This is a genomic window from Providencia sp., assembly GCF_040396775.1.
In the GTDB taxonomy this organism is placed as follows: domain Bacteria; phylum Pseudomonadota; class Gammaproteobacteria; order Enterobacterales; family Enterobacteriaceae; genus Providencia.
In genome coordinates this window covers 38,869-51,103 of the sequence record NZ_JBEBNT010000026.1, presented here as the reverse complement: position 1 = coordinate 51,103, position 12,235 = coordinate 38,869, and the positions used below count along the sequence as shown (strand labels likewise).

At 40.6% G+C, this 12,235-nt stretch carries 6 protein-coding genes and 1 tRNA gene; 2 read left to right on the top strand and 5 right to left on the bottom strand.

Annotated elements, in window-relative coordinates; all coding sequences use genetic code 11:
- Nucleotides 1-74 precede the first annotated feature (74 nt).
- Nucleotides 75-151: transfer RNA gene (locus tag ABWP91_RS18670), tRNA-Met, on the top strand.
- A gap of 133 nt (nucleotides 152-284) precedes the next feature.
- Here the strand turns inward: ABWP91_RS18670 and amiC are convergent.
- Nucleotides 285-1,535, bottom strand: coding sequence for an N-acetylmuramoyl-L-alanine amidase AmiC (gene amiC, locus ABWP91_RS18665; protein WP_353244510.1), 1,251 nt, complete (start codon nucleotides 1,533-1,535; stop codon nucleotides 285-287).
- Between the two features lie 247 nt (nucleotides 1,536-1,782).
- Between amiC and argA the strand changes: the two genes are divergently transcribed.
- A complete protein-coding gene (gene argA / locus ABWP91_RS18660; RefSeq protein ID WP_353244509.1) occupies nucleotides 1,783-3,126 on the top strand; it encodes an amino-acid N-acetyltransferase in 1,344 nt (447 codons plus the stop codon).
- 108 nt (nucleotides 3,127-3,234) lie between these two features.
- On the opposite strand, the gene ABWP91_RS18655 is transcribed toward argA, so the two are convergent.
- The 4 genes from ABWP91_RS18655 to ptrA all read right to left on the bottom strand — a co-directional run bounded on the left by ABWP91_RS18655 (nucleotide 3,235) and on the right by ptrA (nucleotide 12,233).
- Nucleotides 3,235-3,804, bottom strand: coding sequence for a hypothetical protein (locus ABWP91_RS18655; protein WP_353244508.1), 570 nt, complete (start codon nucleotides 3,802-3,804; stop codon nucleotides 3,235-3,237).
- Between the two features lie 70 nt (nucleotides 3,805-3,874).
- Nucleotides 3,875-5,722 carry an exodeoxyribonuclease V subunit alpha gene (gene recD, locus ABWP91_RS18650; RefSeq protein ID WP_353244507.1) on the bottom strand — a complete coding sequence of 616 codons (1,848 nt, stop codon included), beginning with the start codon at nucleotides 5,720-5,722 and terminating at the stop codon, nucleotides 3,875-3,877.
- Nucleotides 5,722-9,324, bottom strand: a complete 3,603-nt coding sequence (gene recB, locus ABWP91_RS18645) for an exodeoxyribonuclease V subunit beta (protein ID WP_502935825.1) — start codon at nucleotides 9,322-9,324, stop codon at nucleotides 5,722-5,724. Before recB ends, recD begins: the two co-directional genes overlap by 1 nt.
- A gap of 5 nt (nucleotides 9,325-9,329) precedes the next feature.
- Nucleotides 9,330-12,233, bottom strand: coding sequence for a pitrilysin (gene ptrA / locus ABWP91_RS18640; protein ID WP_353244505.1), 2,904 nt, complete (start codon nucleotides 12,231-12,233; stop codon nucleotides 9,330-9,332).
- Between the last annotated feature and the right edge of the window lie 2 nt (nucleotides 12,234-12,235).

The following is a 12,235-nucleotide window of genomic DNA, read 5'->3' as shown; positions in this document are numbered from 1 at the left end:
GCTCGTCGGGCTCATAACCCGAAGGTCGTTGGTTCAAATCCAGCTCCCGCAACCAATTTTTTTACTTCTTCAGTCGCGGGGTGGAGCAGCTTGGTAGCTCGTCGGGCTCATAACCCGAAGGTCGTTGGTTCAAATCCAGCCCCCGCAACCAATTTCTTCCTCTAGTAGTACACTCTTCCATACTCACTAATCATTTTTTTCGATTTCTACACACATAAAAATTCTTCACATAAAAAAGGCGACTCGCTTTTGCTTATCACCTCTACATTGACTATTTTCAATAACTAGTTGCGGATCGCTAACTCACCACCATTACGGAAGTAAGCTTTTACCCCTTCAAAAATAGACTCTGCCATCTGTTGTTGGAACTTAGCTGTCTTCAGTTTACGCTCTTCTTCTAGGTTACTGATAAACGCGGTTTCAACTAATATTGATGGAATTTCAGGCGCTTTGAGTACTGCGAATCCTGCTTGATCAACCTTGTTTTTGTGTAATCGGTTGACTCTACCCATACGTTTGAGTACTTCATCACCAAATTTCAAACTATCATTAATCGTTGCCGTCTGGACTAAATCCAACATGGTGTGGTCAAGATACACGTCACCACTTTTACTCACACCACCAATTAAGTCGGCCTCATTCTGAGTTTGAGCAAGGTAGCGAGCCGTGTTACTGGTTGCTCCTTTAGTCGATAATGCAAACACTGATGAGCCATGCGCTGAACGGTTAGTAAATGCATCCGCGTGAATTGAAACAAATAAATCAGCCTGCATTTTACGCGCTTTTGCGACACGAACTTTAAGGGGGATAAACACATCCTCATTACGCGTCATATATGCACGCATTTTAGGGTCTTTATCAATCAATGCTTTCAAGCGCCGTGCAATTTGCAAGACAACATCTTTTTCACGCGTTTTATATTTCCCTATCGCGCCAGGGTCTTCCCCGCCGTGTCCCGGGTCAATCATAATGATAATCGGGCGATCCGTCCCTGCTTTACCCGGTTTTTTCGCTTGTGCCGGCATACTTTCTTCGAGGTCACCTTTATTGTAGTCCTCGAGTAATGCTAACAGTGGATCATCACTAGTATCTACACCTTTACCCGGATAGAAATCAAGGACTAAGCGGTGTTTAAACTCCCCAACAGGCGACATAGTAAAGAATTGCGGAGTTACTTTATTTTTCACTTCAAAAACAAGGCGTACGGTTTTAGGGTCAAATTGCCCCACCCTGACCAGTTTAAGGTAAGGGTCACGCGTTTGAATTTGGGTTCCCATCTGTTTGAGCACATTATTTAATTGTACACCCTCAAGGTCGACAACTATCCGCTCTGGGTTATTTAGCACAAACTGGCGATACTTTAATGGAACGCTTGATTCAAGCGTTACACGGGTATAACTCGATGCAGGCCAAATACGCACAGCGATCACGCTGCTATTAGCAGAAAAACCGAATGGGCTGACGCTCAGTAACATAACTGCAGCGGCACCTTGAATAAAACGGCGCTTAGATGGGCTGTGATCTTGCTGACTCATCAATAATTCCGAACCTAGAACTGAAAAATAAAATGATTTTAGACTATAAGCCAATTATTTGGCTAGAAATAAGCACTCTAACCAATCATGTGCTCTCTGTCATTAATAATACACATTTATATTTAAAGATATGTAACCCATAAAAATATATTTGTTATTTTTTTATGCCATCTTTTACTTGATATTTTTCGCCAAAAAGAATAAAAATACATTATTAACGAATAAAAATTCATTAAAGAGGGTTGTTATGAAAGAGCGCAGCACCGAGTTGGTTGATGAGTTTCGCCATTCGGTACCTTATATAAACGCCCACCGCGGCAAAAATTTCATTATTATGCTTGGTGGTGAAGCGATTGCGCATGAAAATTTCCCAAGCATTGTCAATGACATAGGTTTATTACATAGTTTAGGGATCCGAATTATTGTGGTCTACGGTGCTCGCCCTCAAATTGAGGATATTCTAGCAGAGCACAAATACGATGCGGTTTATCACAAACATACCCGTGTGACTGATTCAAATACACTTGAATATGTTAAACAGGCATCTGGCGCATTACAGCTCGATATTACCGCTCGTTTGTCAATGAGCTTAAGTAATACGCCATTACAAGGCGCTCACATTAATGTGGTCAGTGGTAATTTTGTCATTGCACAACCCCTTGGTATCGATGATGGTGTTGATTACTGCCACAGTGGAAGAATTCGCCGAATAAACGAAGAGGCCATTAATAATCAACTAGATAATGGTTCTATTGTTTTAATTGGCCCAGTTGCTGTTTCCGTGACAGGGGAAAGCTTTAATCTCACGTCAGAAGAAATTGCGACTCAGCTAGCCGTAAAAATGAAGGCTGAGAAGCTGATCGGGTTTTGTTCATCTCAAGGTGTCGCAGATAAAGATGGCAATATCTTATCTGAACTATTCCCTAATGAGGCAGAGAATCGAATCCAAGAACTTGAGTCTGAAGGAGATTACTACTCTGGAACTGTGCGTTTCTTGCGGGGGGCAGCTAAAGCTTGCCGCCGTGGAGTACGTCGTAGCCACCTGTTAAGTTACCAAGAAAATGGCTCACTTATTCAAGAGTTATTCTCTCGTGATGGTATCGGTACTCAAATCGTAATGGAAAGTGCTGAACAAATCCGCCGCGCGAATATCAATGATATTGGGGGAATTTTAGAGTTAATTCGCCCATTGGAGCAGCAAGGAATACTCGTCCGCCGCTCACGGGAACAACTCGAAATGGAAATCGATAAATTCACAATTATTGAACGAGACAATTTAGTGATAGCTTGCGCCGCCCTTTATCCATATCCAGATGAAAAGTTAGGGGAAATGGCTTGCGTTGCCGTTCACCCTGATTACCGCAGTTCTGCTCGAGGAGAAGAGCTACTTCACCGTGTTGCAGTACAGGCAAAACAATTAGGCTTAGAAAAATTATTCGTATTAACGACTCGCAGTATTCACTGGTTCCAAGAGCGCGGTTTTACCCCTGCAGAAATTGAGATGCTGCCACTGAAAAAACAAGCTTTATATAACTACCAGCGCCGCTCTAAAATTTTGATCTTAGATTTAAAGAGCCAATCTGATAAGTAGTGTTCTCTATTTGCAATAAAATAAGTGTTGGTTAGTGCAGTTAATACCCCCAGATCACGCATGGATGTCTAATTTGGGGGATCTTATTAATCGTTGATATCGATTTAATTACGCAATTTGTACAATTCTTGCTTTTTCACAAAGTGGGTTAGCATCTAAGTGCGGCTTTATTGCCGCTTCCATTTCAGCAAAAGAGCTACCATAAAAGTAGAATGCTGTTTCGGTAGGGCCATCCCACACCCCATGAATACTACCGATATCTTCCACGGCTTCATCTAGTACATCAAAAACGTCGTTAATGTCACCATTTTCATAAACTTCATCAGCAAGTTCTGTGCCATTAAAATAAACGGCCAAACCTTCGTGCTCACCAAAGTCGATACGAATATCCTCTCCATGGATAAATAAACGAGACCCTTTTGGCGCTAGCATTGAGGTAAATAGCTGGATAATCATGCTAATATTTTCATCACTTGCATCAGCAATGGCCAATTCAATATCACATTCTTGTGCTTCACCATTATCACCTAATAGTGTGCCACCACCCGTGACATGAATATCTTTATCCAGACTTTTCATGACTTCATCAAATGCATCTTCTAAGTCTGCACGCCTAACAGGTTCTAATCTCGCATTTAACGTAATGGTTACTGCGGTCATCTCTTGCTGGTTATCCATATCATTACCTTTAAATCATTATTATTAACAAGTTAAGTAGTTTAATTTTCTAAGCTATCACTTTTCATGGTTATACTAACTGTCTCGTTAACCCACTACGGCGCTTAGTTGGCGTTTCGATTGCTCGTCGCAATACTTTCGGATTGCCATACAGGGAAAGCTCTTTTTTGGCTCGAGTGATTGCAGTGTACACTAACTCCCGAGTAATAACGGGTGAATATAATTGGGGTAAAACAAATGCGGTATGAGTAAATTCCGAACCTTGAGATTTATGTACCGTCATCACATAAGCCGTTTCATGTAAAGGAAGGCGATTTGGCTGAACACCTCGAGTACTCCCGTCAGGAAACTGAAAATAAGCCCTAAGCGCCCCTTCTTCGTCAGGTAAAATAATGCCAATATCACCATTAAACAGCCCTAATGGGCTATCATTACGACTGATCATTATAGGCCGCCCCGCATAATGTTTATTTAAATGATTATAAGGCCGGTTAATTAGCCCTTGCCGATGAAGTAATTTCTCTAGCTTATCATTTAGCCCAACAACACCAAAAGGCCCTTCTCTTAGTGCGGCTAGTAATCGGTATTGATTAAACTGAGTTAAAACCTCTTCAGGGGATTTATTTGCTTTCACCGCAAGTAAGTAATCTTTATAACAGGCTGAAGCATCAAGTAAAATTTTCACATAATCATCTGTGGTTTCTTGTACATAATTATGCACATCCACTAATTCTTGGTTTAACAACTTTTGAGCTTGAGTTGAATTACCCTCGTTGACAGCAAAAGCGAGTTTTCCAATGCCTGATTGTTCTGAAAAACGATAACTTTTACGTAATAAGCACAAACTATCACGAATAGCAGGCCCTTCGGCTGACGAATATTCACCAAGTGAATAACCTGTAATTTCCGTTAATTGCTTCGCTCTTTCAGGGCTATAGCCAATATCAGCAAACTGACAAATATCCCCCAGCACTGCCCCAGCCTCTACCGAGGCAAGTTGGTCTTTATCACCAAGAAAAATCAGCTTTGCATTTTCAGGTAGCGCCTCTATCAGCTTTGCCATCATAGGCAAATCAACCATAGACGCCTCATCAACAATTAAGATATCTAACGATAATAAATTATTGCGATTAAAACGAAACTGCTGGCTTTCAGGTTGAGCTCCGAGTAATCGATGCAACGTTTTTGCTTGCTTTGGTAAAATTTCACGCTCTTTTTCTGTCAATGGCATGCTTTTCATCGCATTACCAAGTGATTCCGTTAGCCTTGCCGCGGCTTTCCCTGTTGGGGCCGCCAGCTCAATTTTTAATTGTTGTTCAGTTCGAGTTTCCAGCTTAATTAAAGCCGCCAGTATGCGTGCTACCGTTGTTGTTTTTCCCGTGCCTGGCCCCCCAGAAATAATGGAAACTCGGCTGGTTACAGCAACTGCCGCTGCAATTTTTTGCCAATCAATGTCTTCTAAAATAGGGAAGAGGCTATCTAACACAGGTTGAATTTGTTTATTCTGGTTATTTTTTACTGATGTGTTAGAGAAAAAATGCGCAACACACTGCTCATACTGCCACATACGTTGGAAATATAAATAATCTTCCGAAAGCAATAATGGGGAAAGACTATTTTCAGATGTTAAAGAGACTGCATGCGCATTTTGAATCGCTTGATAAAGTGTTTTTTTATCAGGTTGCCCCATTTTTTGCCAAAAATCATTTGCAAGCTCTTGGTGTCTCCCTGAAAACAGGTTTTCAAGTGTCACGTCGGATAACGCTAAACACACATGTCCTGTCATGGTTTCCGCACTCAAAAGGGCAGCAACTACCAATAAAATGGGATTATTTTCATCAGCAATACTGTAAGCAAACTGCACATCTAAAGGCGTAAAAACTCGCTCTTCAATCCCTCGATTAAAAAGAGGTTTCATTAGCATGCCTCCTTATCAAGTGTATCGCTAAACAGTTGATCGAGAGCTTTAACAAATGCTTTTATTGGACGATAAAAGAAAATACCATTCTGTGAATTAACATTGTCGATCCCTCTTAAAAAGAGATAATACACACCACCAAAATGCATTTCGTAATCATAGTCAGGTAAACGTTGTTTTAAATAGCGATGTAGCGCCAAAGAATACAATTGATATTGCAAATCATAGCGGTGGTCAATCATGGCTTCAGCCATCGCTTCTTGCGTGTAGTATGATGCATCTTCACCAAGGTAATTCGATTTATAATCAAGTAAATAGAATTTTCCATTCCAATAGAATGTTAAATCAATAAACCCTTTTAAAATTCCCTGAACTTTTTCAAAATTCAATGGCGGGCACCGCTTAGATAACGGATCATATTCATGCGTTATGTTATCTACATTTTTTGCATTAATAATGGCGTCAATGGGCAAATAAAACTGCATTTCATCTAGCTGATCTTGCGGCTGCAATGCAGATAAACAGAGCCCGTCCTCAGCAAGAGGTGCTTTTACGATTGCCTCTAACCATTCTTGCAACATGGGAGCCCATTCAACATCAAACCCTGAACTTTCGAGCTTTTCTGTTAACCAGTCGAGTGATACAGGCTCACTAAAGCTAATTTCTTCCATCAATGTATGTAAAAAAGTTCCGGGGGATGCGCCTTTAGGAAATTGATGCGGCGTTAAGCTGTTACCGCTTTCGTCTTCTTGTTGCTCGATATCAATACTAGCCTCGATATCCATTTTAGGTGCCAATGAATTTGCAAACTGTAGTGGAGAGACGGTTTGCTCATCTTCTGAATGACTTGCCCCATAACTCAGTCCTGAGTAGCTTGTTACTCGCCAGTGATCGTCAAAGTAGCGTGTTAGCTCCCTAGCCATTAAATCATCATGCATTTCTTTATCGAGAACTAATCTTTCAGATTCAAGCTGCTCAATCGAAATGACATCAATAATTTCGTTACTGATCTCACTTAACATACTATTTAGCAGCGAATTATCACCAGCCTCTCCTTTTTGGAGAACATAGCCAAGTGCGGATAAATGCAAATCTGTTTCGCCGCTCTTCTTTCTATTCCCCTTTATTAACGGGGCAATACCAACACTACAATGGTAGATAGCACGAGTTAATGCTACATACAGCAAACGGAGGTCTTCAGCTAAACGTTCTTCATCTGCTAAAGCAACGGTTTCGTCACTATCTTCTAAATCTAACCTCGTACCATAATCATTTCTATCATGGTATAAGCCTTTAGATTGTGGTAAGAAATTGCTAGCAAAAGGTAACCATACAACTTTATATTCAAGGCCTTTAGATTTGTGGATTGTGCTAATTTGAACAAGGTGTTTATCGCTTTCCAACCGCATCTGCTGCGCATCCGATTGGTGGTCGGGATGAGCTATTTGTTGTGCTAACCAGCGAGTTAGTGTGTGCTCACCTTCAAGTTGAAGTGACATTTCCTGCAATAGCTCACCGATATGCATAACGTCCATCAACCGCCTTTCACCATCAGTTGCAGATAATAATGTTTCAGCAATATGACGCTGTGACATTATCATTCTTAGCATTGGCAATACACCTCGCTTTTGCCAGACGGTCGAATAGCGAGAGAATTCATCAACGAGATTTTCCCATGCTTTTTCATCATGGTTAAGCTCATCAATATCTTTAGCTGTTAGCCCTAAAATCCCTGTCGCGAGTGCACTTCGTAATACACGTTCTTTTTCAGGAGCCAATACAGCCTGTAGCAACCACAATAAATCCCTAGCCTCAGGGGTTGAAAATACACTTTCTCTATTTGATTGAAAAACCGAAGGAATATTTAACTGATTTAAGGCATCTCTAATTAATATTGCTTCACGGCGGCTACGTACCAATACGGTAATATCTGAAGCTGAAACCGCAACCTGTTGCTCATTATTCACAAAGTACGTTTTACCTTCGAGCCCACCTTGTAGGTATTGTGCAATTTGCGCTGCACATTGCCTTGCAATTGCTTGCTCATATTCAGATACAGAGACTGCCTCTGCATCTAACTGCCAAAAAGTGAGCGCTTTGACCTCATTACCTTTGTGGAGCAGTTTTTTCCCTGCATTTTGTTGTGCGAAATTAACAGGCTGGAATGGTATCTGTTCAAAAATAAAAGGTGATTGGCAATGGCTAAATACGCGATTTATGGCTTCAACCATACTTTGTGATGAGCGATAGTTGGTTTCTAATGTGTAGTGAGCACTAACCTCCTTTTTCGCTTCAATATAGGTAAAAATATCTGCACCACGAAAAGCATAGATGGCTTGTTTTGGATCGCCAATAAATAAAAGAGCCGTATTATCAACACCTTGATAAATCCGCTGAAAAATACGGTATTGCTGTGCGTCTGTATCTTGGAACTCATCAATCATCGCCACAGGAAAGCGCTGGCTAATCGCCTGTGCTAAGAACTTTCCGCCATCATGACTAAGCGCACGGTCTAAACGCGTTAAAAGGTCATCAAACCCCATCTCCCCGCGGCGATGTTTTTCATCAGTTATAGTTTGTCTAACTTCTGAAATCGCTAATGGGATAACAAGATCTTTTAAAGTTAATGACTGAGTGAGTAACGTCTCAATTTGCTGAAAAACCACATGCTCAGGGCCTTGGCCGCTTTTTGATTTCTCATGTAATACTGTTTGAGAAAAACGAACAAGATCTTTAGGAAAGTCATAATCTTGGGTGACTTCTTCTGCCCACTGTCCAATTTTTATTAACCAGCTCGGTAAAAAACGAGAACTATAACTGCGTTTATCAACATCAGAGTCTGTAATTAGCTTTTCGAAATCCCCTGCATTTTCTCGCCAAGAGGATTTCACTGATTCAATCAGAGAAACCAAGCGTTGGTGCCGTTCCTCCAATGACTCTTGAACCTTGGGCTGATTAATAATGAGCGGCATATCCCCTTGCAAGAAAGGCCTTATTTCAGCTAACAGAGCCTCAGGCCCATTCCATTCGGACTGCACAACCTTAGTCATTGAGTAATCAAGCGGGTAAAAATGACGGCGCCAAAAATCTGCACAAGCCTGTTTTTGAATCGGGAATTCATCTTGGATCATTGTTTGCTCAAAGAGTACACCTGATTCAAATGCATTATGCACTAGCATTCTTTGGCAAAATCCATGGATAGTATAAATGGCGGCTTCATCCATTTGCCGTTCGGCAGCCAATAACCACTCTTCTGCAAATTTTAGTTGCTCTTCACCTGCAAGCTCACCAAGCAATTCCAGATACTCAGGTTGAGACTCAAACCCAACCCCATTTCTTAAGCAAACCAAACGCATTTCATGAATTCGCTGCCGAATTCGCCCACGCAATTCATTCGTTGCCGCCTCTGTGAACGTCACAACCAAAATTTCTTCAACACTAAGCGGTCGAGGAAAGGCATTTTCGCCCCCCAGACCTAATAAAAGTCGCAGATAAAGTATACCAATGGTGTATGTTTTTCCTGTCCCTGCCGAAGCTTCAATCAGTCTTTGTCCACTTAGAGGCAAAGAAAATACATTCAATAATTGGGACTCTACCTGCATTTTATTCACTCAGCATCTTCCTTTATTGGCAAAATCTTTTGTAGCTCTGAAGCTGTTGGGTAAAACACCCAGCCTTTCAGTTGAGCAAAACCAGACTTCTCGTTAACATCTTGACCAATAACTTGAGATGTTAACGCTAGCCCTTTACGTTTAATGACTGCATTTTCATAATATTCAATAACTTGCTCTTTTGTTGCCGAACCTAAGGCTGACAACACTTTATCACGAGTATCAAAGTTAAAAATATTGCGTGAAAAGTCTGATGAATAACGCCCTAGCTCTTCGTAGAATGTCTGCGGTGGCTGGTTCATTTCAGTAATAATTGATTGTTTATACTGATTAAACTCATCAGCTGGTAGTTTTTTAAGCTTATCTAACGCCTGAGCATAAAACGCTTGATAACGCGTATTAAGATAATCTGGTGTTTTAGCGTTGCTTTGTAATAAAAAGCCCATTCCCCACTGATCGCCTAGGCCAGATTTAAATGCAAATACCGCATAACCTAACTGCTCATTAGTCCTTAATTGATCATAGAACCAAGGCTGAATCACCTTCGCTAAAATACCTGACAATACTGCGCCATCTATACGGCTATAGCCATCTGGGACAAAGATTTCAGCAAGCGCGTTATCAGAACTATTCCCTTGTTTATGGAAGTCAGCTAAATAGTTTTTATCAATAACAACCACATCGCCACGCCACCATTCAGTCCCCTCACTATTTAATAACTTTTGAGCATTCTGAATTGTTTTGATGCTTTGCGACTCATTAATATTTCCGAAAACGAGTGCCTGTAATGCTGCGCTTTTCACCAATAATTGACGATAATTAGTTAGATCACTAAGTGATATTTTATCCAACTCTGCAAGGCGCTGTTCTTGCTCAAAGTAAGGTACGCTATTAATGCGCTGAAGGGGCTGCATTGCCAATTCATAAGCTTTTGCGTTATTTGCAACGGCAATTTGTTCCTTATACCAAGATTTTGCCTGTGCTAACTCTTGCTCGGTTGGCTCAAAGCTTAAATACAGCTTAGTCATGGACAAAAAGAGCTCAGGTAAATGTTGGGTATAACCGCTGGCATTGAGCTGTAAGCCAACACCTTGCGAAACAGAAACAGAAACAGACATACCAGCAACTGACGCTTGATATTGCAGTTCATCCATTTTTAATGAGGAAATATATTGCAATAATGCCCCTGTGACTTGGTCTTTCGCACTTTGTTCGCCCTGCTTTGTACGCAAAGACAACGTAATACTTGCTTTAGGCTCATCTGCAAAATATTGGCTTGGCATATATAACACACGAGTATTTCCATTTTGATAAATAAACTCGGGGTGTTTATAGTCTTTTTCCGATTTAATTAATGGCAGCTTATCCGCTATGTAGGGGTTTAATGCTGGTAATTTAAAGTGCATTTTAGACTCTAAATTATTCCAGTTTTCAAACTGTTTTTGCGTGATTCGGTCAACTTGATAAGGCGCTTCGACAAAATATGCTTTCTTATTGCTTGGCTCGTCAGGGCTAATAAACCAAATTCGCGCATTTTGCGCTGTCAGTTCTGATAAGCGTTGCTTAATAGCGGCTGGATCATATTTATCCGCAATATAATCAGAATCAAGCACATGATTAACAGGGACATCTATCATTTGGTCAGATAACCATTCAATGTAGTTCATATCCCTAACAACTGAACCATAACGAAAAGATAAGTTAAGCACTTTTGCAATTTCATCAAAGTAACTTTCACTTATACCATCATTTTTAATTAAATCTATATAGGAAAAAATAGCGGCAATTATTTGGTCACGTTCCTGCAACCCCTTATCCGTTAAAGTGACATAGATAGAGAAAGAACCATAATTTCTATCTGCATTTGGTGATGCAGATGCACTTATACCTTCAGCTAAACCTTGTGAAATAAGCCAATCAGCTAATGTTCCAGGACTACGATTCCCAAGTAAGTAACTAATATAGCTATCACTTTTACTGCGAAAATCTGCCATGTTATTTTTAATGCTAAACTCAATTTGAATCGCTTTTTGCGGCTGAGCTGGCACGTAATGGATAATAATGCCTTTTTCTTTATCCGTAACCGCTTGAGTACTAATGGCCTGAACACTAGCATTAAAATTAGGAATACGACCAAATGTTTCTTGCGCTATTTGAGCGAGAGAGTCAATTGATTGATCACCATAGAGAACACCATTCATCAAATTAGATGAATAATAATGCTTATAAAAACCAACAAGTTCGTCCTGCAATTTACTGTTGGGCTTATCTTTTAACGTTTCTAAGTTACCACCAGAAAAGCGAGAATTTGGATGTTGCGGGTTTAGTGTTTCAGAACGCACTTGCCATATACGCATTCCATCACGAGAACGAGCCATCGTTAATTCTGCATTAACTGCATTACGCTCTCTATCAGCATTAGTTGGATCTAATAGTGGCTCTGCTAATGCATCAGCTAATCTGTCAGTCGCCTCTTTTAAAGCGCCATTCTCCACTTCAAAATAGTATGCTGTACGGTGTGGTGCTGTACTTGCATTATGACTACCACCATGTTTTTGTAAAAACTCAGAAAAGCTACTTGGTTCAGGGTATTTTTTAGAACCCATCAATACCATATGTTCTAAATAGTGAGCTAACCCTAATTGGCTGTCTGGGTTTTCAATACTTCCTACAGGGATAGAAACAGCTGCCAATGATTTGGTTGCTTTAGCATCAGAAACCAATAAAACCGTCATATCGTTACTCAGCTTTATTGCCTTATACTCGCGAGGATCGCTCTCACTCTTATTAATAGTCTCAGGTAACAGTTGCCAGAGTGGTTGAGCAGCAATAGCACTACCACACCCTAATACTATGAATAATAAGAATAGCTGAGCGATCTTGTTGGATAAATATTGCATCC

What these genes read in the sequence shown, in the direction of transcription:
- amiC (WP_353244510.1), bottom strand. Translation starts at nt 1,535, where the DNA reads ATGAGTCAGCAAGATCACAGCCCATCTAAGCGCCGTTTTATTCAAGGT.
- argA (WP_353244509.1), top strand. Translation starts at nt 1,783, where the DNA reads ATGAAAGAGCGCAGCACCGAGTTGGTTGATGAGTTTCGCCATTCGGTA.
- ABWP91_RS18655 (WP_353244508.1), bottom strand. Translation starts at nt 3,804, where the DNA reads ATGGATAACCAGCAAGAGATGACCGCAGTAACCATTACGTTAAATGCG.
- recD (WP_353244507.1), bottom strand. Translation starts at nt 5,722, where the DNA reads ATGAAACCTCTTTTTAATCGAGGGATTGAAGAGCGAGTTTTTACGCCT.
- recB (WP_502935825.1), bottom strand. Translation starts at nt 9,324, where the DNA reads ATGCAGGTAGAGTCCCAATTATTGAATGTATTTTCTTTGCCTCTAAGT.
- ptrA (WP_353244505.1), bottom strand. Translation starts at nt 12,233, where the DNA reads ATGCAATATTTATCCAACAAGATCGCTCAGCTATTCTTATTATTCATA.